Annotated in this window: 26 protein-coding genes and 1 other RNA gene; 9 read left to right on the top strand and 18 right to left on the bottom strand. The window is 41.9% G+C overall.

Annotated elements, in window-relative coordinates; all coding sequences use genetic code 11:
• Positions 1 to 87 precede the first annotated feature (87 nt).
• Complete coding sequence (locus ACM0OR_RS03015; protein WP_414574942.1) at positions 88 to 1,380, bottom strand: mannosyltransferase family protein; 1,293 nt, start codon at positions 1,378 to 1,380, stop codon at positions 88 to 90.
• A 277-nt stretch (positions 1,381 to 1,657) separates the two neighbouring features.
• Here ACM0OR_RS03015 and dxr point away from each other — a divergent pair, with 277 nt between their 5' ends.
• Together dxr and ACM0OR_RS03005 are read left to right on the top strand one after the other, a co-directional pair.
• Positions 1,658 to 2,854, top strand: a complete 1,197-nt coding sequence (gene dxr / locus ACM0OR_RS03010) for a 1-deoxy-D-xylulose-5-phosphate reductoisomerase (protein WP_414574941.1) — start codon at positions 1,658 to 1,660, stop codon at positions 2,852 to 2,854.
• A gap of 823 nt (positions 2,855 to 3,677) precedes the next feature.
• Positions 3,678 to 3,875 (top strand): hypothetical protein, encoded by a 198-nt coding sequence (locus tag ACM0OR_RS03005; protein WP_323267151.1) that lies wholly within the window; start codon positions 3,678 to 3,680, stop codon positions 3,873 to 3,875.
• 46 nt (positions 3,876 to 3,921) lie between these two features.
• Here the strand turns inward: ACM0OR_RS03005 and ACM0OR_RS03000 are convergent, their stop codons facing one another.
• Positions 3,922 to 4,422 (bottom strand): thioesterase family protein, encoded by a 501-nt coding sequence (locus tag ACM0OR_RS03000; protein WP_323267150.1) that lies wholly within the window; start codon positions 4,420 to 4,422, stop codon positions 3,922 to 3,924.
• Between the two features lie 120 nt (positions 4,423 to 4,542).
• Here ACM0OR_RS03000 and ACM0OR_RS02995 point away from each other — a divergent pair, with 120 nt between their 5' ends.
• Complete coding sequence (locus tag ACM0OR_RS02995; protein ID WP_414574940.1) at positions 4,543 to 6,582, top strand: CHAT domain-containing protein; 2,040 nt, start codon at positions 4,543 to 4,545, stop codon at positions 6,580 to 6,582.
• Positions 6,583 to 7,001: 419 nt separating this feature from the next.
• Here ACM0OR_RS02995 and ACM0OR_RS02990 read toward each other — a convergent pair whose 3' ends face one another.
• From ACM0OR_RS02990 to ACM0OR_RS02980, 3 genes are all read right to left on the bottom strand, one after another.
• Entirely contained in the window at positions 7,002 to 7,346 is a 345-nt protein-coding gene (locus tag ACM0OR_RS02990; protein ID WP_190702062.1) for a DUF1815 family protein, read from the bottom strand.
• A gap of 827 nt (positions 7,347 to 8,173) precedes the next feature.
• On the bottom strand, positions 8,174 to 8,386 hold the full coding sequence (locus ACM0OR_RS02985; RefSeq protein WP_190702065.1) for a DUF2839 domain-containing protein: 213 nt from the start codon (positions 8,384 to 8,386) through the stop codon (positions 8,174 to 8,176).
• A 102-nt stretch (positions 8,387 to 8,488) separates the two neighbouring features.
• Positions 8,489 to 10,057 carry a helicase C-terminal domain-containing protein gene (locus ACM0OR_RS02980; protein ID WP_414574939.1) on the bottom strand — a complete coding sequence of 523 codons (1,569 nt, stop codon included), beginning with the start codon at positions 10,055 to 10,057 and terminating at the stop codon, positions 8,489 to 8,491.
• Between the two features lie 139 nt (positions 10,058 to 10,196).
• On the opposite strand from ACM0OR_RS02980, the gene ACM0OR_RS02975 reads away from it, so the two are divergent.
• Entirely contained in the window at positions 10,197 to 11,159 is a 963-nt protein-coding gene (locus ACM0OR_RS02975) for a M48 family metalloprotease (RefSeq protein WP_414574938.1), read from the top strand.
• 265 nt (positions 11,160 to 11,424) lie between these two features.
• Positions 11,425 to 11,865: a hypothetical protein gene (locus ACM0OR_RS02970; RefSeq protein ID WP_414574937.1), complete on the top strand. Its 441-nt coding sequence runs from the start codon at positions 11,425 to 11,427 to the stop codon at positions 11,863 to 11,865.
• Between the two features lie 75 nt (positions 11,866 to 11,940).
• Here ACM0OR_RS02970 and ACM0OR_RS02965 read toward each other — a convergent pair whose 3' ends face one another.
• On the bottom strand, positions 11,941 to 12,498 hold the full coding sequence (locus tag ACM0OR_RS02965; RefSeq protein WP_414574936.1) for a Uma2 family endonuclease: 558 nt from the start codon (positions 12,496 to 12,498) through the stop codon (positions 11,941 to 11,943).
• Between the two features lie 102 nt (positions 12,499 to 12,600).
• Here ACM0OR_RS02965 and lysS point away from each other — a divergent pair, with 102 nt between their 5' ends.
• Positions 12,601 to 14,286: a lysine--tRNA ligase gene (gene lysS, locus ACM0OR_RS02960; RefSeq protein WP_414574935.1), complete on the top strand. Its 1,686-nt coding sequence runs from the start codon at positions 12,601 to 12,603 to the stop codon at positions 14,284 to 14,286.
• A gap of 53 nt (positions 14,287 to 14,339) precedes the next feature.
• Here lysS and ssrA read toward each other — a convergent pair.
• Positions 14,340 to 14,732: a transfer-messenger RNA gene (gene ssrA / locus ACM0OR_RS02955) on the bottom strand.
• A 145-nt stretch (positions 14,733 to 14,877) separates the two neighbouring features.
• Here ssrA and ACM0OR_RS02950 point away from each other — a divergent pair.
• From ACM0OR_RS02950 to ACM0OR_RS02940, 3 genes are all read left to right on the top strand, one after another.
• Complete coding sequence (locus ACM0OR_RS02950) at positions 14,878 to 15,132, top strand: type II toxin-antitoxin system Phd/YefM family antitoxin (protein WP_414574934.1); 255 nt, start codon at positions 14,878 to 14,880, stop codon at positions 15,130 to 15,132.
• Positions 15,125 to 15,391, top strand: a complete 267-nt coding sequence (locus ACM0OR_RS02945; protein WP_414574933.1) for a Txe/YoeB family addiction module toxin — start codon at positions 15,125 to 15,127, stop codon at positions 15,389 to 15,391. Before ACM0OR_RS02950 ends, ACM0OR_RS02945 begins: the two co-directional genes overlap by 8 nt.
• Positions 15,392 to 15,603: 212 nt before the next feature.
• Positions 15,604 to 15,780, top strand: a complete 177-nt coding sequence (locus tag ACM0OR_RS02940; protein ID WP_414574959.1) for a YgiT-type zinc finger protein — start codon at positions 15,604 to 15,606, stop codon at positions 15,778 to 15,780.
• A 56-nt stretch (positions 15,781 to 15,836) separates the two neighbouring features.
• Here the strand turns inward: ACM0OR_RS02940 and ACM0OR_RS02935 are convergent, their stop codons facing one another.
• The 11 genes from ACM0OR_RS02935 to ACM0OR_RS02885 form a co-directional block, all read right to left on the bottom strand.
• Positions 15,837 to 16,082, bottom strand: a complete 246-nt coding sequence (locus tag ACM0OR_RS02935) for a hypothetical protein (protein WP_414574932.1) — start codon at positions 16,080 to 16,082, stop codon at positions 15,837 to 15,839.
• Positions 16,072 to 16,272 carry a hypothetical protein gene (locus ACM0OR_RS02930; protein WP_414574931.1) on the bottom strand — a complete coding sequence of 67 codons (201 nt, stop codon included), beginning with the start codon at positions 16,270 to 16,272 and terminating at the stop codon, positions 16,072 to 16,074. Before ACM0OR_RS02930 ends, ACM0OR_RS02935 begins: the two co-directional genes overlap by 11 nt.
• Positions 16,273 to 17,169: 897 nt before the next feature.
• Positions 17,170 to 17,670, bottom strand: a complete 501-nt coding sequence (locus tag ACM0OR_RS02925) for a hypothetical protein (protein WP_414574930.1) — start codon at positions 17,668 to 17,670, stop codon at positions 17,170 to 17,172.
• A gap of 178 nt (positions 17,671 to 17,848) precedes the next feature.
• A complete protein-coding gene (locus ACM0OR_RS02920) occupies positions 17,849 to 18,796 on the bottom strand; it encodes a F0F1 ATP synthase subunit gamma (protein WP_190702096.1) in 948 nt (315 codons plus the stop codon).
• A gap of 190 nt (positions 18,797 to 18,986) precedes the next feature.
• Complete coding sequence (gene atpA, locus ACM0OR_RS02915; RefSeq protein ID WP_414574929.1) at positions 18,987 to 20,507, bottom strand: F0F1 ATP synthase subunit alpha; 1,521 nt, start codon at positions 20,505 to 20,507, stop codon at positions 18,987 to 18,989.
• A 153-nt stretch (positions 20,508 to 20,660) separates the two neighbouring features.
• Positions 20,661 to 21,212: an ATP synthase F1 subunit delta gene (gene atpH, locus ACM0OR_RS02910; protein WP_414574928.1), complete on the bottom strand. Its 552-nt coding sequence runs from the start codon at positions 21,210 to 21,212 to the stop codon at positions 20,661 to 20,663.
• On the bottom strand, positions 21,212 to 21,781 hold the full coding sequence (locus ACM0OR_RS02905; protein WP_414574927.1) for a F0F1 ATP synthase subunit B: 570 nt from the start codon (positions 21,779 to 21,781) through the stop codon (positions 21,212 to 21,214). The genes atpH and ACM0OR_RS02905 overlap by 1 nt, the downstream gene beginning before the upstream one ends.
• A gap of 195 nt (positions 21,782 to 21,976) precedes the next feature.
• Complete coding sequence (locus ACM0OR_RS02900) at positions 21,977 to 22,405, bottom strand: F0F1 ATP synthase subunit B' (protein WP_190702109.1); 429 nt, start codon at positions 22,403 to 22,405, stop codon at positions 21,977 to 21,979.
• Between the two features lie 316 nt (positions 22,406 to 22,721).
• On the bottom strand, positions 22,722 to 22,967 hold the full coding sequence (gene atpE / locus ACM0OR_RS02895) for an ATP synthase F0 subunit C (RefSeq protein WP_015112744.1): 246 nt from the start codon (positions 22,965 to 22,967) through the stop codon (positions 22,722 to 22,724).
• Between the two features lie 148 nt (positions 22,968 to 23,115).
• The gene (gene atpB, locus ACM0OR_RS02890; RefSeq protein WP_190702112.1) at positions 23,116 to 23,877 is read right to left on the bottom strand and encodes a F0F1 ATP synthase subunit A; all 762 of its coding nucleotides are present in this window, start codon (positions 23,875 to 23,877) and stop codon (positions 23,116 to 23,118) included.
• 60 nt (positions 23,878 to 23,937) lie between these two features.
• Complete coding sequence (locus ACM0OR_RS02885) at positions 23,938 to 24,423, bottom strand: ATP synthase subunit I (RefSeq protein WP_414574926.1); 486 nt, start codon at positions 24,421 to 24,423, stop codon at positions 23,938 to 23,940.
• Between the last annotated feature and the right edge of the window lie 409 nt (positions 24,424 to 24,832).

Below are 24,832 nucleotides of genomic sequence, written 5' to 3'. Positions count from 1 at the left end.
TTTACGAAGTTGTGGAGAAAATGAGGCAGCTAATCAATCCTCATCTTGCTTGTATCTCATTGAATATCTTTGATGACAAAAAAAATGTCACCCCACCCATTGTTCTTGAGCAAATCCCACAGCTAACTTGCCAAGTAATGCTACGAATAAACCCAAGACGAAAGATCCCAAACGAGGATGGCGAGATACTAACATACCAATTGCTACACTCAAAGGCACTATGCCGTAAGCAAGACGGCTTAAGGATATAGTACCTCCAGAGGCTAACAGCAATCCGACACCACAAAAACCATAAATGACGGTCACTGGAGTGAGTTGTTGACGGCAACACCACAAAAGATAACTACCACCCAAAACCATCAAAGCATTAAGTAATTGATTGATTAAATCTATATTTGCCCAGATCAGCAACAATAAAACTAAAGCATAAAAGCCGTAGACTATCTTTGCAGAGGTCAGGGATTTACGGAAGTAATATAAACAATAACCGCCCCCGCTAATCAAACTAAAAATTAGAGGATGCCAAGGATCGTTAATTAAGCCTGATGAATTTTCTACCCAGCCAAAATGCCAATTTTTAGCCCCTACTACAATTTGCATCAGCATATTTAACCAACCCTGCCAATCAAAGCCCAAAGAAGGCCGCCAGCCGCGTTGGGCAGCGATAAAGGCTAAAGGGTCGTGAAATCTTATGGCACAGTAGAGACTAAATAATAATACACCTGTGGCAGTGGACAAGCTAGCAAGATATGCGATCGCACTTCTACGTTCTTTGACTGATGCGATAATTAATGCGGGTATTAAAGCTAACCCTGTGGGACGTGTAGCTGTGGCCATTGCACCCCACAGTGCCATCCAGCGATATTGTTTTTGATCAAAAGCCCGTAAGGTCGCTGTACTTAAAAATAAATATAATCCCTCAGTATAAACTACACCTGTAAACATAGAGGCGGGATAACAACAAAGCACAGCAGTACCCCACTGAGCAATTTTTGTGCCATAACACTCCTTTAGCCAAAAATATAAATAGTAAAGGGCTGCCAAAAATGCCAAATTATTGATCACCAGTCCAGCAACTTCAAAAGATAAGCCTAACTTCATTAACACCCTAATGCTGAAGGGAAATAGGGGAAAGAAAGCTAAGTTATGTTGTTTGCCATCATCGATAAATTCATACCCAGTAGTGGCGATCGCTCGATAATGTATGCCATCCCAAGCGTCAAAAATTCCCCAGTGCCAATTGGATGATGCAGACAGCTTTGGTGTAACCAATAACATGGTAGTCCAGATAATTACTCGACTGAGAAACCACATCCCTACGGGAAAGAAACTATTATTTTTCCATAAAACTTTTCTGAGCAATATCTGAACTGTCACCATGAGCTTGTCTGAAATATATTGTTTTACCTATGTTGGCAATACCTTGATGTAAAATCCTACACTGAAATGGACTAAATTAGCAGTAAATTTTCTATACTCTCAATTTTGCTCATTTTAAGCATTAATTATGATAAATTTAATCTGAAATTATACTAAGTCTATAGTTACTTTCTAGTAAATTTACTTCCCAAAAAGCAGTATGGATTGTGGCGATCGCTGTTCTGAATGAGTCCCCAGCAATTTATAGTGAGAGTTATCTGTACATCCTTAAGCAATCGTGAAAGCTATAACTCTTGTTGGTTCTACCGGCTCAATTGGTACTCAGACTTTAGATATCGTCACTCAGTACCCAGATCAGTTTCGGATTGTGGGATTGGCATCTGGGAGCAATGTAGAAATGCTAGCGGCTCAAATTCGGCAATTCCGACCAAGTATAGCAGCGATTTCCGCCGCAGAAAAATTGCCAGCACTCCAAGAAGCTTTGAAAGACCTTGATCCCCAACCTATTTTACTTGGTGGCGAAGCGGGTGTAATTGAAGTCGCTCGCTATGGTGATGCCGAAACCGTGGTTACAGGTATTGTGGGTTGTGCGGGTTTGCTACCAACAATTGCCGCCATTGAAGCTGGTAAAGATATTGCCTTAGCAAACAAAGAAACTCTCATCGCTGGTGGCCCAGTAGTTTTGCCTTTAGTCGAAAAACATGGTGTCAAATTACTCCCGGCTGATTCCGAGCATTCGGCTATCTTTCAGTGTCTCCAAGGTGTTCCTAAAGGTGGTTTGCGACGGATTCTACTCACAGCTTCTGGGGGAGCATTCCGGGATTGGGATGTAGCCAAGTTAGCAGAGGTGAAAGTTGCTGATGCTCTCAAGCATCCTAACTGGTCAATGGGACGTAAAATCACTGTTGATTCTGCCACTTTGATGAATAAAGGGTTGGAAGTAATCGAAGCTCATTTCTTGTTTGGCTTAGATTATGAAGATATCGATATTGTTATCCATCCCCAAAGCATCATTCACTCGCTAATTGAGCTACAAGATACTTCGGTACTAGCACAATTAGGCTGGCCAGATATGCGTTTACCCCTACTTTATGCGATGTCTTGGCCGGAACGTATTTATACTAACTGGGAAAGACTAGATTTAGTCAAAGCGGGAAATCTTACTTTCCGCGAACCAGACCATCAAAAGTATCCTTGTATGCGGTTAGCTTATGCTGCTGGTAAGGCTGGCGGTTCTATGCCTGCGGTGTTAAATGCTGCTAATGAGCAGGTAGTGGCTTTATTCCTAGAAGAGAAAATTACATTTTTAGATATTCCTCGGTGTATTGAATCGGTGTGCGATCGCCATCAAAATGATAACTGTGCGAATCCTGCTTTAGATGACATTTTGGCAGCAGATCAATGGGCAAGACAAGAAGTGTTAACTACAACTAAAAATTTAGCTGCCAACCCGCGTATAATTTCGGTCAGCTAAATCACTAGCAAAAAATTCGGATATCAATGTTTTTACTGTTTTTAACCTGGTAGCTATACATACGCCAGGCTGTAATACTATGATCGGTAATCAGGCAAAATAATGGGTTATGCAATAAGTAGAACGGGTAAATAATTAAAGGTTTGTAGTAAGAACTTTAGTTCTCTCTGCGTTCTCTCCGTTCCCTGCGGGACGCTACGCCAACGCATAGCGTGTCGTAGACAGACGTTCGGCGAACAAAAAAGGACTAAAGTCCTTACTACGAACTCAATTCTAGTTTTTTTACATTACTTAACATAGTTTAGTTTTTTCAAGTCGTTCTACTTATAACCTTTTTATCTATTGGTAACTGTCTGGGTATTGTCGTTATAGCGTATTAGATTTGGCAAAAAATATAGAGGATGGTGATTAAATCACACCACCCTCAAATTTTTTCATATCTGTTAATTCATAATTTTTCTATATAATTACTAAAAAATAAAAATATTTTAGTAATTATGTCTAAACATCTGCGTTTATTCCGGAATGGCAGTGTCTGCTTACTGTATAATTATTAGGCGGTGATTGCTCCAAATTTTACTTATTAAATAATAACCACCATAGCTAAAAATAACACATTGCTGAAAATTCGTGCGAGTAATGGTGATAAATCAAGTTTGTAGTATTCGCGTAGCGTTTGTCTATGATGCTTTATGCGCAACCCTCCGGGGTTGGCGGTAGCAAAGCAAGCTGAGTGCTAGCGTCCCGTAGGCAACAATTTACTAAACACTTAGAACTTACTAAAAACCTTGTAAAAACATTCAATCTACAGAATTAAACTTATATGATTCCTACCTTAATTTTAGCTTGGATCGTATTTATCATAGTTTGGAAGGTATTAAAAGCAACTATTACTAACGCCTTAACTATTGCAGCAATTCTCATTTTATTGAATATTGGTTTTGGCATTACGCCGCAAGACATATGGAATCAGATTATGAATTTTGCTCAAACGGTATCACAAATTAACATCGGCAAGTAGAGATATTAATTATTAACATCTCTACTGCATCATATTTTTGTCTTGATCAGTTATTCTTGGGTGCCGTAATTTTAGCGAAAGCATCCTGAACACTTGCGGGTAACTGACGCATAATCTTCCCTCTTTCTCGATCTAAACCCACTAAGGTGACTTTGGCAGTAGCATATAATTCCTGCCTATCAATGGAAACGATCGCATAATCCCAATTGATGCGGACACCAGTCACTTCCGCCATGCGAGTTTTTACCAACACCTCCATACCTAAAGGAATAGAACGGTGATAGCGGATAGAAAGGTCTACAACTGGTAAATCACAGCCCAAAGCTACTAAATCAGCAAAATCAATACCTATCGAACGCAAACATTCTACCCGTGCTTCTTCCATCCAAGTTAGATAAGTACCGTGCCAAACAATACCAGCATAATCAGTGTGATGGGGTTGAACTCTTACAGGATATGTAAACCAAGTATTGAATTCACTAATTGAGGGGAGTTCAATCGCACTAGTGGGTGGGAGTTGTGCTTGGCTAGATTGTTCTTTAGACATCTTCAATTTTCTCAATCACTAGGTTTTTTCGATATCTGGAATAGCATAAAAAAGTATTGAATTATAATATTAATTCCAATGATTAGCATTCACGCTCCCCAATCAAAGGAGTGTTTTTTTATGCAAACTAATCTCCAGTATTTTAAAATTGTAGCTTTACCGTTGCTTCTCCTGCTGAGTTGTGGGAGATTAGAACCAAACAATCAACGGGTCACTATTAATGCTCAGGTAAAATCTAACGACAAGGACAAATATTTTATTGAGCAATTAAATATACAAGCGATCGCCCAATCTCAGCAAGACCAGTTCCCAAATGCAATAGCAAAGTTACAGCAAGCTTTAAGCAGCAGTAGAACCACAGCATTACCATTTTGGGAAGCTGTCACCCTCAATAATATCGGTAGAGTTCATCAACATCAAGGTGAGTATTCCCTAGCACTGCAAGCTTATCTGCAAGCTGTAGTGATTAATCGAGAAATTGGCGATAGGGTGCAGTTGGGCAAAACTTACAGCAATATTGGTCAGTTATTTAAAGCTCAACAACAACCAGAGTTAGCAATTTTTTTCTACAAGCATTGTTTGATCAACCGCGAGTTGGCACGCTTGCAACCATCTGTTTTTTCTTTACCACAACCAGATGCTTATAGTATCACTGTGGCTCAGACATACCGACTTTTGGGTGAAAACTTGCTTAAACAAGGACGTGTAACCGAAGCACAAAGGGCAATTGATTTACTCAAAGTTGAGGAACTGCAAGAATATCTCCAGAATATTCCCGGTAATCAACGCACCGCTAAAGGTATTAATATTATTCCCGGAGAAACAGCTGTTAAACAAAAACTAGAGCAAACTTTAGATAATGCAGTAGAACTCGGCAAAGAATTAAACATATTAAGAAAAATAACACCCCAAGCGCGATCGCCACAACAAAAGCAACGCCTCCAGGAGTTGGTGACACAGCAGCAGCAACAACTAGAGGCCTTTAACACATTTCTGACTAGTCCAGCTATCACCGCACAACTACAACAACTCAGCCGGACTGCTAGACAGCAAAATTTAGATTTAGAAAGTATTAACGCCCTGAGAGATGATTTAGCCCGATTACCGCAAAAAGCTGCGATTATCTATCCCTTAGTTCTCAAAGATAGTTTGGAATTGGTGCTAGTCACACCAGAATCACCGCCAATTCATCGCACAGTAGCGGTTAGTGATGAAAAACTCAATCAAACTATTACAGCTTTCCGTCAAGCCTTAACAAATCCTAGTCGGGATATTAAAACACCCGCACGCCAATTGCATAACTGGCTAATTAAACCCCTAGAAACAGAACTCAAACAGGCGGGAACACAAACCATACTCTATGCACCCGATGGTAAGTTACGCTATGTCCCTTTATCGGCCTTGCATAACGGCAAACAATGGTTAGTCGAAGAGTTCAATATTAATCACATTACCGCCGCCAGCCTGACTAGCTTGAACACGCCGCGAAAACAAGATTTACGGATTTTAGCGGGTGCTTTTACTCAAGGTAACTATCAAGTAGCCTTGGGTAATCGCCGCGTAGCTCTTTCTGGTTTACCATTTGCAGGTATAGAAGTCAAAACTTTAGCGTCTACCTTTCCCCAAACTAAGACCCTTTTAGATCAGGCTTTTAGTCCCGAAGTTACAGTACCGCAAATGGATGACTACACAATTGTCCATTTGGCGACTCATGCGGCGTTTGTTGTGGGTAAGCCAGAAGATTCATTTATTTTATTTGGCAATGGCGATCGCGTGAATCTCACCAATATTGCTACTTGGTCATTACCCAGGGTGGATTTAGTCGTGTTGAGTGCCTGCGAAACTGGCTTAGGCGGTAAGTTAGGCAACGGTCAGGAAATTTTAGGTTTCGGCTACCAAATCCAGAGAACGGGTGCTAAATCTGCTATTGCATCACTCTGGACTGTAGATGATGGTGGTACACAAGTTCTTATGAGTGCCTTTTATGATCAACTAGCTAGAGGCGATATCACAAAAACTACAGCCTTACAAAAAGCCCAAATAGCCCTAATTAAAGGTGATTTTCCGGCAAATAATAAAGCTATTTCAGCCCCTAACACTGGTAGCTTGAATCACCCATACTATTGGGCATCTTTTATTTTGATTGGTAATGGCTTGTAAAAGAATTCGTAATTCGTAATTCGTAACTAATAGGACTTACGCACAAATTACGGAATAAAGAACCACAGAGACGCAGAGAACACAGAGAAATAAGGGTTTGAAAGAGTTTTTGCGTAAGTCCTGACTAAAAGAACTAACTCTGGGACTGTTATGGCGCGGCAGAAATAAAGCTACTAGCTACTAGCTAAAATAGCCCATAAGCATATAAATAAAGCTTTTTACTTTTTTGTCCTGGAGAGTAGGTAAATTATGAATTACGCTAGATTCTGCACTCAAAATTCAGACACAGCACAGCATTTAGCTAATTAATTGCTATCAAGCCACAAACCAATAATTTTCAAGCAGAATTTCATCGATTCTCAACGTGAGCATCGATTATTAGAGATGAATTGTAGTTACACTAAGAGAACAAGTATTTTTTAGCCTCTTTTTGCTAAAACCTTGCTACCTCCAATAACTTGTGTAGGTTGCTTCACAATATCGGCTAGTTCTTGCAACTGGTTAATAGCTTCCGCACCTTCTAATTTCATCAATTCGCGATCGTCCCGCATCTCTGTCCAGGTGATCCCATAGTCGGATACTAAAAACCGAATCAGGTGATTATTTCCCAAGCTAACCATAAATGAAGCACTGTTCATTTGGTCGCCGCAGGTGTAACAAGATGCAGGATATCCCCGCCGTTCTAGTACAATTGCCAAGGCTTGTAGGTTCATTACCAAGTCTTGAACGAATTGCCGATGTTGATGTGCTAGTCTTAGAAACACTTTTGCCCTCCAGACACCACGGTCATTTGAGTCTCTTTTATATTTTCTTTAGATTTTCTCATCCATTGGTATTGTAAACTATTCATTACAATTACCAGATGATTATAAGATAGTTAATTAGCTACCTTGGCTTAGGTTAAGAGAAAACTGCATCTGTTGCCGTATCAAACTATTCACTTTGCAAGTTAAGGTTAGCAGGCAGAATTGGTAAAATTAATACTATCTTTACAAAGCTGCGTCTGTTTAGTTTGTTACTGGCAGCGTAGGCGTAGCCCACCGCAGGCATCGCTCTAAGGTTAACCTAAGTTTGGCATTCGTCAACCACAGAAAAAGCACTGATTGCCATTCATGAGCTTTTTACACGCAATCCCAGTAATGATAACGTCAACAAAGCCATTATGAGCTTTGGTTGGTTGTAAACGTTACAAATCTCCTATAGATATGAGGCTAGAGAAAGGAGAAAACAGGAAAGATGTTTTTTTGTGTGATTGTTCACACGGCACTCTAGCTCTATCACCTCATGTTTACATCTGGCATGAAGTCCAACATCCGATTTATTTATACTTCCAAATTCCAGTAGGTGAATTTTCCATTAACTCTGTTAGCCAATCATATGGGAGAGTTGAAGTTAGTCACTCTAACGATGGTTATAAATAAATATCAGTTTCAATAGAGCAAGCTTGAAAAATCGAGTAAACTCCCTGATACACAGAGGTTTTAGCTAATTTAACAACTTAGACCAAATCATTTATCAGTTATCAGTTATGCGTTACCAGGAGTATCGGCGTAGGCTTAGACCCAAGGATTTAACTGATAACTGTTCACTGTTAAACTACTTGCCACCAGCCAAACGCCGGCCCGATAAAACGGATCGTCACCCAGATGAAAACTATAATGCCAATACAGAACCAAGTGCCGCGAGTAGTCCACTCCATAAATAGTTCTGCTTGCTTTTTGGTTATCGGGACCCAAGACAAGATACGAGCCTCTTGAGCATATTCTTCTTTTAGTGCTTCTTTGCGACGCTTTGCTTCACCCATAATCAGAAATCCACAATTCGGTGCAGGTTCTCAGTCAATATCAATAAGTATTTTACCGTTACTACGAAACAGATGAACTTCACATTGCTCAACAGTAACTATCTAAACAGAATTGTCTTCATTACCTTGAGCAAACAAACTTGGATCTAGATAGTTCAGACGTGCCAACGGACTCAGAGCAGCGAGAATTTGAGAACCATAGCTACGGTTGACTACACGACTATCTAGTAAAGCCACAACCCCTTGGCTTTCGCGTACAGGCGCAACTGCCCGTTGTAATTCATTCAATGCGGTGGGTAAGAGAAATAACCGAAACCAATCTTGATGCGATCGCTTGTAGTAAGCTACCCTACCAGCCACCAGGGGATTCTCTAAAGATGGTAGGGGTAAAGTTGCAATAATTAACAATTGGGGTGCAGGCAATACAGCTTGATGTTCTCGCCAAAACTCCCAACCACTGACCAAAATACCATTATCATCCAAACAAGTTTTTTCCACCTGTACCCGTGAACCAAACTCGGCGGCGAGAATTGCTCCAGATTGCGCCTTGAGTGGTACATCTCCTATCAATAACACCGTCAATCCTGGGGCTGTGGCACTCAAACACAAAAGTGTCCGCACTTTATGAATAAATGCCGCTTGAAATTCTGGTGTATTGGGGAGAGGTAGCTTATAAGGAATATGCAGTTGAATGGCTTCTGATTGGCTATCAGAGGCGAACTTCAAGCAAGTTACATCATCTAACCCCAAGCGTTGCCGAAACAGAGGTGCTTCGGTTTCTGGCTCTAAAGCACTACCAACTAATACCACGGGTTGCCTTTGCCAAATGGGGGCGAGAATACTGCCTAATTCCATTGGCGCGTAGTGTAACGAAAATAAACCTTGGCGACGGGCAATAGTTGACCAAAAAAGTGGAGGGGGTGAAGTAATGGGGAGATTGGCAGAATTATCGTTGAGTTTTGAGAACTGCTGACAAAATTCTTTCCAGACGGTTGGTATACCCTCAACAGATTCTAAAACTCCACAGAGACGAGTTAAGATATCCGCTTCTGATTGAGCAATCAAATAACATTCGTAGGGATTAGCCGGATGCTGGAATATTTCGTGGGTGAGTTCCGCCCGTGCAGTCCGAACTGCATCAGCTTCACGAGGACAAGCAAGGATGAGTTGATCCCAGTCTTGGGGTTGAATTGTTTGGGTAAGCTGATGACGTACCCAATCTTCCAAATCATCGACACCATCAATAATTGTCGGAATGCCTGGGGGAAAATCATCACTAGATGTTAACTGACCCTTTAACCAAGCTTCTGGGGAGGTGAGGAGTAGCCCTTGGAACTCAGAATTAGGCCAAGCGTCACCTGTTCTGATTGGTTTGTTAACTTGTAGCCATTGCTGTAAGCGGGGAATTTCCACTCGCAGTAGACGTTGCTGTACTGCTTCTGTGGCAACAATAATTACAGACCCGTGCCACATTAAAGCAGAGGCAATAAAACTAGTGCGATACCGCCCTTGGTAGCCACAAACTGCCCCTACTTGAATTAAAGCACTCCGGCCTACGCGCAAGGCGCGTGCTACCAACCGAGCCATCGTCAAATGATGGGGCCAGGAAGGGAAACCCGCCTGCGATCGCAGGAAGTTATGTAATGACAAATGAACTTCTGCCTCAATCACACGCTTTTAATCCCATACAAAGTGACTGTTTGAGCCAATAGCCCCACTTCTATTATGTTGTCAGTTGTGGGTTGTTAGTTCCTCTGCCTGCTACTGACTGCTAACAATGGTTAATACTCACCGACTATCATCCTGAATTATGCCAACTTACACAGGAATTTCCAGCGAAGCCTTTAGGCATCCGCTAGATCGCCAAGCCGAGCAAGCTTTACGCAATTTACCAGGATTTGATTTAATTGCTCGTAAATTTGTGGAATTTGTTTACGAACGCCCTCAGTTAGTCTATCTAATGGGCAACACCATCCAAGTCGGGCCGCGTCAATATTCCACTATTTACCAGATGTTTCGTGAATGTGTGCGGGATTTAGATATTTATCCAGAACCAGCACTGTTTGTTGAACAAAATCCCCAAGCCAATAGCTATGCCTTGGGTCAAGAGCATCCTTACATAGTCATAAATACAGGGATACTAGACTTACTTAATGAAGCCGAAATTAGGGCGGTGTTAGCCCATGAACTGGGACATATTAAATGTGGTCATACTATTTTAATTCAAATGGCGATGTGGGCGATGAGTGCTGCGTCTGTTATCGGCGAATTAACCTTTGGTATTGGCAATTTCGTCACTCAAGCCTTAATTTACGCGTTTTTTGAATGGCGGCGTAAAGCTGAGTTATCAGCAGATCGAGCAGCATTGTTAGTGATTGATGATCTAGATACCGTGATGTCTTCAATGATGAAACTATCTGGCGGTAGTAACAAATATGCCAATGAATGTAGTTTAAAAGAGTTTATCAAACAGTCAGAAAACTATCAGGCACTGGATGAAGATGGACTAAATCAAGTGTATAAATTCTTAATGTACAACGGCGCACAAGGGATGATGCTGACTCATCCTTTCCCGGTGGAGAGAGTGCAATATTTACGACAATGGGCAACATCATCAGAATATCAAGAAATTCGCCGAGGTAATTATCAGCGATCGCCTGCTGCCGGTGCAGTTAATGTCAATGCTCAAACTTCAGATACTGAAGTAGAAGCTTTACGACGCAAAATTGAAGAATTACAACGAGAAATTGATAAACGGAAACAATCTGATTGAGTAATGAGTGCTGAGTAATGAGTAGTGACTAGGTAGGCACTGTATTTTTCTCCCCCTGCTTTCTTTTCCCCAATCCCCAATCTCCAATCCCTACAAAACGGTTGTCTAAGAGACTCCGTTTTTTTCGTCTCAAGTGTAGCCTCAGCATTAGAGAGATTATTTTCAGGTTGATCATTCCTTCAAGAGTGGGAAAATCTCAAATGTGACTCCTAATTTCACAAATGACAAACAACCAACATCCAATTCCGCTTAGGAACTGCTAAACATGGCAATTAAATTTTCCAAGTGGCTATCGCTATCTGTATTAGCTACGATTCTTGCCCTTGTCCTCTTCTTGCCGGGTATTGCCTTGGCAGCACCTTTTGGATTTCATACCCCCTCTGAGACAATTATTAACTCTGCTGGCAATGTCGTTAGTGGCAATATCGTTACTGACTACCCCAACTTGACTGAACTGGATTTGACTCCCTTGCAGCGTCAACAACTCCAAGGTATGCTGCAACGCCGTAATAAAGAAATAGCGGCTGTCTTAACTCCATCCCAACTTACCGAACTCAAACATCAACTGCATTCTGGTCATAATTTCAATCAAGCCTTGTTAGCAATAGACTTGCAACCAGAACAGGAACACCTTATCAAAGCTATAGAGCAATTTATCAATTTGAAAATCAAAGCAACTTTAGTTAGATATTCACTACCTAATTAAAACTTCTGCACAATTGGTTCGACAAAATAGCGATCGCTTTCGGTATGATGGAGGCGATCGCTTCACTTCATCAAATCAGGGAAATAACTGGCTAATCTCAACTTCCATCTCTGGAAAAGCGAGCAAAGATAATGTTGCATTCTCCCCTAAGATAAATTCTTGCTTGTAAGTCGCCCCACTTGGTTCGCGGAAAATATAAACCTGAAATTTATTTACGTCTAAAATCCAGTATTCAGTAATGCCGGCTTGAGCATAAAGAGGTGTTTTTTGTCTACGATCTGTCTCTAGCGTTGTATCCGCTACCTCAACTAATAGAAATACTTCCTGTGATGTAGGATGGTGGTCAATGTATTTTCGCGGATCGATGCGAACAATGGCAATATCCGGCTCAGGTTCAGAGTATTGGCTTAACTGAATGGGATCTTGTACACGAACTAAGGCAACTTCCGCCAACAGCCGCTTAAGATAATCAGAAGCACACAGGGTTGTGGCTGCGTGGGGAGGATTTTTAGCACTCATCGGAATTACTTGCCCTGCAATCAGTTCTACCCGTTCATCGGCGGCAATAATACCCGTTGCCAACATCCGGTGATATTCGTCTACATTCCACAAGCGTACTTTTGTTTGTGTCATAGTATTTTGATTGTAGCGATCGCACTATCAAGGACAAAAATCTCTTACTGTCCACTTTTACAGCATCTATAATTAATCTTGCCCTCTGAATAGTTCGTTACCATGTCGGAAGAAGATATCCGTGCCGCTAGGCTGGAGAAAGTAGAACAACTCAAGCAGCTAGGGACAAATCCTTACGCTTACCGTTGGGAATCTACCCACCACGCCGCCCAATTGCAAGAAAAATTTGCCGATTTACCCAGTGGTGAAGAAGTTGATGTAGAAGTCGCCATTGCTGGACGCATTATGGCGCGTCGTGTTTTCGGTAAGTTGGCTTTCTTCACCTTGCAAGATGAAACAGGCACAATTCAAATTTACCTGGATAAAAATCGTATTCAAGAAAGCATGGCAGACGTTGATGCTGATGCTTTTAATCACCTCAAACAACTCACAGATGCAGGCGACATCCTAGGAGTCACAGGTACAATTAAACGGACTGAAAAGGGCGAGTTATCGGTCTACGTCAAACAATACACCATCCTCACCAAATCCCTCCTGCCCCTACCCGACAAGTGGCACGGATTAACGGATGTGGCCAAACGCTACCGTCAACGCTACGTTGATTTGATTGTTAACCCCGAAGTCCGGCAAACCTTCCGCCGTCGCGCCCAAATTACGGCAGGTATTCGCCGCTATTTAGAACAGAGGGATTTCCTAGAAATTGAAACCCCAGTATTGCAAAGTGAAGCCGGCGGTGCAGATGCGCGTCCCTTCGTCACCTATCACAACACCCTGGAAATGGAACTGTATCTGCGAATAGCTACAGAACTCCATTTAAAGCGGTTAATTGTCGGTGGTTTTGAAAAAGTCTTTGAATTAGGGCGCATTTTCCGCAACGAGGGAATTTCTACCCGCCATAACCCTGAATTTACCTCAATTGAAGTTTACCAAGCCTACGCCGACTACAACGATATGATGGCGTTGACGGAAGGCATTATTACCACCGTTGCCCAAGAAGTTCTCGGTACGTTGCAAATTACCTACCAAGGGGAAAGTATAGATTTAACACCACCTTGGCGACGGGTGACAATGCACGATGTAGTCAAAGAATATACAGGTTTAGATTTCAATTCTTTCTCAAGTTTGGAAGAAGCGAAAGCCGCAAGTAAAAATGCTAGGATTCCTGGTGTAGATGAAGCCCAAACTATAGGTAAAATACTGAATTTAGCCTTTGAAGAAAAGGTAGAAACCAACTTAATTCAGCCTACTTTTGTGATTGACTACCCCGTAGAAATTTCACCATTAGCTAAACCTCACCGTTCTCAACCTGGTTTAGTGGAACGGTTTGAATTATTTATGGTCGGACGGGAGACTGCTAACAGTTTCTCAGAGTTAACAGACCCCATCGACCAAAGACAACGCCTAGAAGCCCAAGCTGAAAAAAAAGCAGCCGGTGACTTAGAAGCCCAAGGCGTAGATGAAGACTTCCTCACCGCTTTAGAATATGGTATGCCCCCCACAGGCGGTTTAGGTATCGGGATTGATCGATTAGTGATGTTATTAACCGATTCTGCCAGTATTCGGGATGTAATTGCATTTCCCTTACTTAAGCCTGAAGGCAGTTTTATTAAGGAAGTTCGCTACGATTCAACAACTCAAACACTAACTATTGAATTTGATAGTGGAAGTGTTTACGAGTATTTTAAAGTACCTCCTAGTGTCAAGGAAGACTTAGACAATGCACCGTCTAAAGGTCAATATTTGAACAAATTTATTAAAGGAAAATTTAAATTTGAACAATTGAGCTAGTAAGTACCGTTCAAAAAAAATCCACCTAAAACTAGGTGGATTTTTAGTTATTTTAGTGGATCCGAGCAGAGTCGAACTGCTGTCCAAATTGGGTATTGACCCCCCACTCGTTCACAGGTTTAGCCTTTCTGACCCTCAAGGCGGGAATCGTTCATTATCCCGAACGTAGGATACTCTGATTGAATCTTAGCTAGCAAGCTAACCAGAGAACACTTGCTAGAGCGTCCGTTGGGGGTTGGTCTCTAATCTTTAACGGAGTCAGACTAAAGACGCTCGAACCTTTGAGAGGTTTTTAGGCAACTGCTACAGTAGCAGGCTTACGAGCAAAGTTAACGATGTTATTCGCATTTACTTTTTTTTTGAGTCTTTGATTTGCGAGAGACGACTCACTCTCGACCTGAATCATAGAGTAGCGTTCGCCAACCTGTCGAAACCGTTACGGACCCATGTCTCTATACCTTAATTATAATACGCGATTTTACAATTGTGGGTAAATAAGGTTGAGATTCTAGAGAAAAGCGATCGCCTCCAGAAATAAATATATTGTGGATTTGTTATACTTGTACAATAAACAGTACAAGAATCAAGCAAATGAAAATCGTCTCATTTAGCGAAGCGAGAAATAACCTCAAGGCTGTTTTAGACCGAGTGGTAGAAGATACCGACTATACAATCATCACCAGACGGGATGCGGAGGATACTGTGGTGATGTCACTAGAGTTATTTAATAGTTTGCTGGAAACTGTTCATTTGCTAAACTCTCCCGCTAATGCTGCCCATTTGGAGCGTTCTATTGCTCAGTTCAAGCAGGGGAAAGTAGTGGAGCGAAATTTGTTGAATGACTAGAAAACTAGGATGGACAAATGAGGCTTGGAATGATTATTTATATTGGCAAGAGCAAGACAAGAAAACATTAAAACGAATTAACAAGCTGATTGAAGCAACCATCCGACTACCGTTTGAGGGTATCGGTAAGCCAGAAGCACTGAGGGAAAATCTAGCTGGCTTTTGGTCGCGGCGAATTGATCACACAAATCGGTTGGTTTATGCGGTGGATGATGAGTATTTAACGATTATTGCTTGTCGATACCACTATTCTGATTGACAGTAAACCCCGGCAATCTTTAATCAGTGGATTGACTGGCGGATTTAAAAAACAGACTGATCATTTAAATCACACTAAATTACTACCCTAGATAGGGTTGTTTGATTCATATCTAGTCAAAGATTCAATTATCGTCAATGATTAACACAATCATATTAGGAGGTAATAATCATGATTCCCATTGATAAATGTGTTATTTGTAATGGCAATTTATTAGAAGTGGTGGTAATACAGCAACATTAAAAGTTAATGCTTTAGTTTGTCAAAATTGTGGAGAACGTTTTTATCATGCAGATACAATCAGAAAATTTGAAGATATTAAAAGTAAATTAGAAAGACAAGAAACACAAGACTTAATTCCAGTAGGTCAATCTTTTGAAGTTGCATGATCACCATGATAGGTGTGAATAACGGCAGATGTAGCGATCGCTCTACTAATTGGTTTTTAAGTTTGGGCGGTTGCGTCTAACGCATTGTGAGGCTTCTGCCTTTGGGCAATTTGCATCAGCAACCGCAGTGCTTCGTTAACTGATTCGCTGGTGGGGAAGGCTTGAGCCACATCAGGATCGAGTAACACTACATTAGTTCCAGCTTGATAACGCTCGACGTATTTCCCTCTGACTCCGCCTGTCATCTTGCTAAAGTCGTATTCAGGGCGCAATTCATCTTCTAAATCGTGGCTATTTTCCATCTTGACAGAATTGTAGCATAGTGTTTGCTGCTTCTACTGCATCATAGGGCGACCACACTGGATAGGATTGGTTAGGTTTAATTAGATCCATTTCTTGTTTTGCTAGTTCTGAGATTAAAATTTGCATGACATGGAATTTGTCTGCACGATTCAGACCCCGTAATGCCGAGATTAGTTCTGAGGAAACCATGCAATTAACTCCGGGTATTCGGGTTTTCCTCTCTATTTTATTTGCTTTGCAGACCCCATACCTAAACAAACACTACAACCTAGCTATGGGAAAATTGGGCGATTAGAGAGCAATCATTTTATCAATAAGGTTCACAAATGAGTCTAATCTCAAGAATATGCCTTATTGAGAAGAAATTAAAACAGAGCTTCAGACCAAACAAATAGTAATCAAGGGTTTTGAGGATTTCTTATCCCGAAATCAGGTTCAGATAGGCAAGGCGGAGTAGCTTTATTTCTCAGCATTGGCCATAGGCTAGCCAATACTCAGCAAGCTTGGATCTCAGTCGATGCTAGCTAGCACGCTTGACGACGATAACTAGTGTTTGTGTGCAATGCTTCAACAAGGCGTTTTTTTATACCGTTGCTACACCCTCTGAGTCTTGATTAAATAAAGACTCAGTAACTTCTAGTCACTGAGCCACATAATTCAATTGAAAATATATGCAAAACAAGATTATCACTTCTGCACTAACTGTTTCTCTAGTAATATCTGTTGGATTGGCTGTAAAAGACCCTATTTACATACCCTTAGTAGCAAGCGTTAGTATAAGTATAGAGACTATTAGTAGGCTCATTAAGTCCGATCAAGCAAATCTACCAGAAGAATATAACAAGGACAGAACAGAATAATATTGAGGTGTGATTGTAATTTTCTACAATCGCACCCTTGGCAACTGTACCAGCCTGTGACAATTGCTGCCAGGCGTGCGTTTACGTATTACACCCGAATCAGATTATCAATGCTTGCAGGTGTAGTATCAATAACACAACTGGCGCATCACTTTACATTGCTTTACATGGGGTGATATCGCATCTCGTACCTTGCCTTTGGCACAGTGCGATCTCACTCATCAGCTTACCAACACCCATATCTTTCCAAAAAATTTCTTATATCTTCAACATTATGTTGATAGATAGGTCTTAAAATTCCAATAGTTAATGCTTCGCACCAAATTAAACAGCGTTTTATGGGCGCACCAAAGTCTTCCTTATCAACTTCTTTAAAATAAATGATAAGGTCATTAGCTATACTATCTCTATCAAACCCTCCTAATGGAGAATAAGAGCGGAGAATTTCTATTATCGCTGACAGTTTTGTATGTGAATTTTTAATTCTTTTATATATATTACCAGATTCTCCAACATATAAAAATTCACTTATATATAAATGCTTGACTACATATATTCCAGATATATTAGGGAGATTGCAGTTTATACTTTCATTCTCTTCCCAAAGATAACCTTCTTCCCATCCAAAATCTGAAACTAAATCTATTTTTTCTGTACCATCTGGTAATAAACTTGCAAAATATTTTAGATCGCTATTGCAAAACCACTCAAGAGGTGTTATTGACATTTATTTTTTAAAAACACTATTATAATAAGTATCATAAAAAAATAACTTAATAAAGATTTTTAGCTAATAGCTATGCAGTAAGGAATTAAAATCCAACCACCGAAAGCAAAATAGCTAATCGCTAGTTTAAAACTCACCAGCAATTAGCTATTTATCACAGTTAGCAATTGACTTTTTCCTAAGTTAAGGCTTCTGCACCACCAACAACCTCAAGGAGTTCTTGAGTAATTGCGGCTTGACGGGCTTTGTTGTAAGACAACGATAGGGACTTAATCAATTCACCAGCGTTATCACTGGCGTTGCTCATTGCTGTCATCCGGGCTGCTAGTTCACTAGCGGCAGATTCTTGTAATGCCCGTAAGAGTTGATTGCTCAAATATAAAGGCAGCAAGGAATCCAGAATTTGTACTGGGTCTTGCTCAAAAATCATGTCACGGGGTAAGGGACGGACTTGATTAGCCACGCTCTGACGTTCAACTTCAAATTGACCGCCACGGGTTGTCAAGCGGAAAATTTCGTCATCGGCTGCTTCTAAACCTTGGGGGTCAAGAGGTAGCAAAGTTTGCACCACAGGACGAGAACTAACTAAGGAAACAAACCGAGTGTAGATTAACTCGATGCGGTCTACTTTTTCGGAAAGGAACAAAGACAGCAACTCGTCAGCAATCTTAGTTGCTTCATCGGCGGTAGGAATTTGTTCTAAGCCTGTATAGCTAGCGTCAATGGGTTGGTCGCGGCGTTGGAAGTATTGAGTAGCTTTACGTCCAACAATGACAAATGTGTAGTCTACACCTTCTGCCTTTAGTTCCTTGGTGCGGTTTTCGGCACGACGGATGACGTTACTATTGTAGCCGCCACACAGACCGCGATCGCCTGAAATTACCAACAACCCTACTGATTTTACTTCCCGTTTTTTCAGGAGTGGGAGGTTGGCTTCTTCAAAGCGCAAACGGGTTTGTAGTCCATAAAGCACTTGCGCCAGTCTATCAGCGAAGGGGCGAGTAGATAGCACTTGTTCTTGCGCTCTCCGCACTCTCGCCGCCGCTACTAGGCGCATGGCTTCTGTAATTTTTTTGGTGTTCTTGACCGACTGAATGCGATCGCGTATTGATTTAAGATTAGGCATATTCTTTTAAGTTCCGAGTCCTGAGTTCTGAGTCCTGAGTGGCAGAATGTGTTGAATGCCAAGTAACTCTTGAGTTTTGAGTCCTGAGTTCTGAGTGGCAGAATTTGCTGAATGCCAAGCTACTCCTAACTTCCTGATCAACTCTTAACTCCTCTTACTCAGCACTCAGCACTCGACACTCAGCACTGTCCTACGCTGTCGCTTTAAAGGTCTTTTTGTAGTCGTCTAAAGCTGCCTTCAATGCACTTTCTTCATCATCAGCCAGCACTTTCTTGCTTTGTACTGATTGGTAGTAAGGGTTGACACCTGACTTCAGGTACTCTCTAAAGCCCTTGGTGAAGGTGGTGACTTTATCAACAGCGATGTCATCTAAATAACCGTTGATACCAGCGTACAGAATCGCTACTTGTTCAGCTACGGACAGGGGTTCATTTTGGGACTGTTTGAGTAGTTCCCGTAAACGTTGACCTCTTGCCAACTGGTCTTGAGTAGCTTTATCTAAGTCAGAAGCAAATTGCGCGAAGGCTTGGAGGTCGTCAAACTGTGCCAATTCCAGTTTAATCTTACCGGCTACTTTCTTCATCGCTTTGGTTTGTGCCGCAGAACCTACACGGGATACGGAAATACCGGGGTTCACTGCTGGACGCACACCAGCGTTAAACAAGTCAGAAGACAAGAAAATCTGACCGTCGGTGATGGAAATTACGTTGGTAGGAATGTATGCGGAAACGTCACCAGCTTGGGTTTCGATGATGGGTAGTGCGGTCATGCTACCTTTACCCAATTCGTCGCTGAGTTTAGCAGCGCGTTCCAACAAGCGGGAGTGAATGTAGAATACGTCTCCGGGGTAAGCTTCCCGTCCGGGTGGACGACGTAGCAGCAAGGACATTTGGCGATAAGCTTGTGCTTGCTTGGATAAATCGTCGTAAATTACCAGGGTGGCTTTGCCTTTGTACATGAAATACTCAGCAATGGTAGCACCGGTGTAAGGAGCTAAGTATTGTAATGTAGCGGGTTCACTGGCACTAGCTGCAACAACTACGGTGTAGTCCATTGCGCCTTTTTCTTGCAGGGTTTGGACTACGTTAGCAACGGTGGAAGCTTTTTGACCAATGGCGACGTAGACGCAAACTACATCTTCACCTTTTTGGTTAATGATAGTGTCAATCGCGATCGCAGTTTTACCTGTCTGACGGTCGCCAATGATCAATTCCCGTTGACCACGACCGATGGGAATCATGGAGTCGATAGCGGTGATACCGGTTTGCATCGGTTCGTGTACAGAACGACGAGCAATAATACCGGGTGCTGGAGATTCAATCAAACGGTTTTCGCTGGCTTTGATATCGCCTTTACCATCGATGGGACGACCTAAAGCATCCACAACGCGACCAACCAAGGCTTCGCCTACACCGATTTGGGCGATTCTACCAGTAGCGGTGACACTGCTACCTTCTTGAATTGCGCGACCTTCACCCATCAACACCGCACCAACATTATCTTCTTCCAAGTTTTGGGCGATACCGATAGTGCCGTCTTCAAATTCCAACAATTCCCCCGCCATGGCCTTTTCTAGACCATAAATCCGGGCAATACCGTCACCAACTTGCAGAACAGTTCCTACGTTAGCAACTTTGACTTCTTGGTCGTATTGCTCGATTTGCTGTTGAATAATGTTACTAATTTCGTCGGGTCTAATTGATATGCTCATGGTGTATCTTTTTTTCTTGCAAGACGGCAGAATTTGATAGTAATCAGTAGGTGCTGAGTAGTGTTAGCGGTAGCGCGGCGTTTAGCCGGTGCTGAGTCAAGAGTTATGAGTTTTTCTCTCTTGCTCCCTCTATTCCTCTGCTTCTTCCTAGCCCTAGCTACCTAAGCGTAAAGACAGGCGACGTAGTTGACCTCGTAAACTGGAATCAATTACTTGTGATCCAACTTTGATGATCACACCACCAATTAAATCGCTGTCTACTTTAGTTACTAGTTCTACTTGACGAGCTTTAGTTAGAGCGATAACTTTCTGCTCAATTGCCTGTTGCTGTTCTGATGATAGGGGAACAGCAGAAGTGACTTCCGCTAAAACGGTTTGATTTAACTGCCGCAACAGTGATAAATACTGCTGTAGAATTTCCTCTAAGAAGAAAATGCGTCGTTTGTCTACTAGCAGTAACAAAAAGTTGCGTAAGTACGGGTTAACTTCTGCACCTAAAACTTGCGTGATAACCCCTTTTTTGGTGTCTGGCTTAATAAAAGGGTTATCAACGAAATTCTTCAGTTGTTGAGAATCTTGCAACAGGCTGATTAAGATTCGAGCCTCGCTGCCAAAATCTTCTGCGAGATTTTTTGATTTTGCCAGGGACATCAAAGCCTGTGCATAAGGCTGGGCTATTTCAGCTGTTTCTACAGTGCTTTTCATTACCGTCCTCCCACCTGAGCGATGCTACGGTCAATGATGGCTTGTTGAACATTATCAGCAATCCCAGACCGCAGTTGTGACTCAACTTTTTCTAATGCCAGGGCGGCTACTCGCTGCCGCAGTTCGGTCAACGCCCGCTCTCTTTCGGTGTTTAAATCAGCTGCTGCTGATTGTTGCAAGCGTTCTACGTCTTGCACTGCCTTTGCCAATAGTGCTTCTTTAGTTGCTTGTGCGCTTTCTTCGGCTGCTTTGCGGATGCGTTGTGCCTCAGTCTGAGCCTGTGTCAACTGTTCTTGCGCTTGGGAAAGAGCAACTTGTGCTTCTTTTAAGCGTTTTTCTGCGTCCTGAATCGCGGTTTCAATGTTGGACTTGCGATCGCTCAGGATATTGCTTAAAACTTTACGTCCAAAGTAGAATAGTATGCCAATCAGAATCGCCAGGTTAATGATATTGGTTTCTAAGATGTCTAGGTTTAGACCGAAACCACCTTCTGCTGCGCCTTCTGCTAACTCAGATTGAACAGCTTGCGCTTCTGCGGCAAGTAATAAGAAAGTGCCTGTGATACCCATTTACAAGTGCGCTGCTCGCTTGCTAATACATTGTATTTTTCCCAATAGAAATTTAAGTCTTTAATTTCCCGAAGGTAAATCAAATTTCTTGTAATTTCCGCAGGAAAAGGTGTGTTTTTTTGACACTTAATAAAGCGATCTGGGAATCTTGCCCAGATGCGCTTATGCTTTGACAGGGCTAGCAGTTTTAGCTGATTAAGCTACTGTAGTCCCTAATAATTTTTCGAGAATCTGCCTGCTAAGTCCGTCAACTTGTTGCTCTAAGGAAATCATAGCGGCTTGCTTTTGCTGCTCTATTTCAATTGCAGCTTTTTCTCTTTGCGCTTGAGCTTCCTGTTGTGCTTCGGCAATTTTCTGGGCTGTCACTTTTTTAGCGTCAGCTTGTGCTGCTTCTGCAACTGCTAGCGATTGTCTACGAGCATCTGCTAATTGCTGCTCATATTCCTGAGCTAAACGTTCAGCTTTCGCCAAACGTTCTTTAGCATCAAGGGTATTCGTTCGGATGTAGTTATCGCGATCGTCCAGTACCTTGGTCAGTGGCTTATAGAAAATTGCATTTAGCAAAGCTGCCAACAGCAGGAACTGCAATGCCATAAAGGGCAAGGTAGCATCGAAATCAAACATTTCTCTCCTCTTGAGGTTGGAGTAGCAGTTTTCATGGCTAGCAATAACATCCAACCTTTGATATTTTAGAGACCCATAGCCAAAAAGGGTCAAGGGATTTTGGATTTTAGATTTGCGATTTTGGATTAACACTAACCCAAAGGTTATTTTGTTCTGAGAATTTTAGATTGATAACCGACCAGTTTCGGAACATATACCGAAAACTTTTGATAATCCAAAATCCAAAATCCAAAATCTAAAATTGTTAATACCCAAAATCTTCCCGTCTGTAGAAACGTGATAATTCACGTCTCTACACCCACAAAACCTTTAGGGTTTAAGCAAAGGGGTTAGCGAATAGCAATACTAGGGCAATAACCAGACCGTAAATAGTCAGGGATTCCATGAATGCCAAGGTTAATAGCAGAGTACCGCGAATTTTTCCTTCTGCTTCGGGTTGACGAGCAATACCTTCTACTGCTTGACCAGCAGCATTACCTTGACCAATACCAGGGCCGATTGCAGCCAAACCAATTGCTAGAGCAGCAGCTAGAACTGAAGCAGCAGAAACTAATGGATCCATGTTGATTTTCCTTGCTTTAATTACAGAAATAACAAAAGTAGTAACTAGTTAAGACGTGTTTTTTCACGCTGCACCGAGTTCGCTGAAATCGCTTTTGCGATATTTTGAGCGTAGTTGCTCTTTTGAACTGTGCTAACAACTGAGGGCGTTAATGCTCCTCATGCTCTTCTTCGCCATGTCCTTCCATTGCCTCATGAATGTATGCCCCTGCTAGGGTAGCAAATACTAATGCTTGGATAGCACTGGTAAATAAACCCAAGGCCATTACAGGTAGAGGTATAAATAAAGGAACTAGCAACACTAACACCCCTACTACTAATTCATCTGCCAAGATGTTTCCGAAAAGCCGGAAGCTTAGGGAGAGGGGCTTAGTAAAATCTTCAAGAATAGCGATCGGCAACAGAATCGGAGTTGGCTCTATATACTTCTTGAAGTAGCCTAAACCCCGCTTGCTGAAACCTGCGTAAAAGTACGCTAAGGAGGTCAGCAATGCCAATGCTACCGTCGTATTGATGTCGTTGGTTGGTGCTGCCAATTCACCCGATGGTAGCTTGATTAGCTTCCAAGGAATGAGTGCGCCCGACCAGTTCGATACGAAGATAAACAAGAACAATGTACCAATAAATGGTACCCAAGGGCGGTACTCTTTCTCACCGAGTTGGTTTTTAGCCAAATCCCGAATAAATTCTAGGGCGTATTCCATCAAATTTTGGATGCCACTAGGAATTTTTTGGGCGTTGCGAGTAGCGGCTAGTGAAGCTATTACTAAAATGCTAATCACAAACCACGACGTGAGGAAAACTTGCCCATGAATTTTTAGGTTCCCCAATTGCCAGTAGAAATGTTGACCCACTTCTAATTCGGCTAGGGGAAAAGAATTAAAGGCGTTTAAGACACTAAGCATTTGCATTCTTCAAGCGTTTTCCCCAAGGTGCGAGGATGGGTGTATTCTCTTTGTGAGCCTGATTTTTTAAGAATCAGGATTGAACGCAGTTTGCACCATGTAGACGAGGAGGGTAGCTTTGTAAGTGAGAAATCCCAAAAATATAGGCAAAATATGTAGATCGTGCCATTGAGTTGCTAGTATAATCAACCCAATAACCAGAGCAAAACGATTTTTGCTGAGACTATTTTTCTCACCACCGAGTCGCTCAACGTCTTTAGCTAGCATCTTTAAGTAAACCACACCTGTACACGCCCCTATTAAATAATTCAGGGCAGTGTTTAGGGAATAAAAAATCCACACAGAGATAAATATTATCCCACTCAAGACAAGTGTGATCACCAATAACTTCTGGTAGAGTTGATGAAACTCATCCATAGAAGTATTGACTGGTTCTGCTTCCTCAAAACCAGGTTGAGCATCTTGTGGTGTTGTCGGATTCGGTGCAATTGATTCTTCTGACAAGCTCACGGGACTTGAAACCAGTACAGCTAACTTATGATGACTGCACATTCAGTCAGCTGAATCATATCACGATCCGGTAACAATACTTTAGAAAAAAACAATTAACTTCTTTTGCTAGTGGGATGAATCGGGGTTAGTACAGCTATGCCTATAATCGTGGTTTTGAGGGTGAAGTTTCAACGCAGAGGGGCGCAGAGGGGCGCGAAGATAAGAAATGCTGTATTTGGAGATTAGGGGTTAAAGAAGAGAGATTTTTTCATGTCGGGTGGAATACTCTTGTGATTGGGGTGAATCAATATCCTCTCATTGAGTTTTTTGGAGTTTCCAGCTAGTGCTTTTGTTTGGGTATGAAGTCAGGTTTGAGTAAATCAGTCAGTGTTGCGGAGTGTTTTGTGGAGAAGCGACTGGTCGCTAAATACTTCACTACTGCTGAGTTTAAGCAAATTCTGACTTGTAG

The sequence above is a fragment of the Anabaena sp. CCY 9402-a genome, from assembly GCF_963920945.1.
Lineage (GTDB): Bacteria > Cyanobacteriota > Cyanobacteriia > Cyanobacteriales > Nostocaceae > Trichormus > Trichormus minutissimus.
Note: the sequence above shows the minus strand (reverse complement) of the source record. Positions and strands in the feature narration are given on the sequence as shown.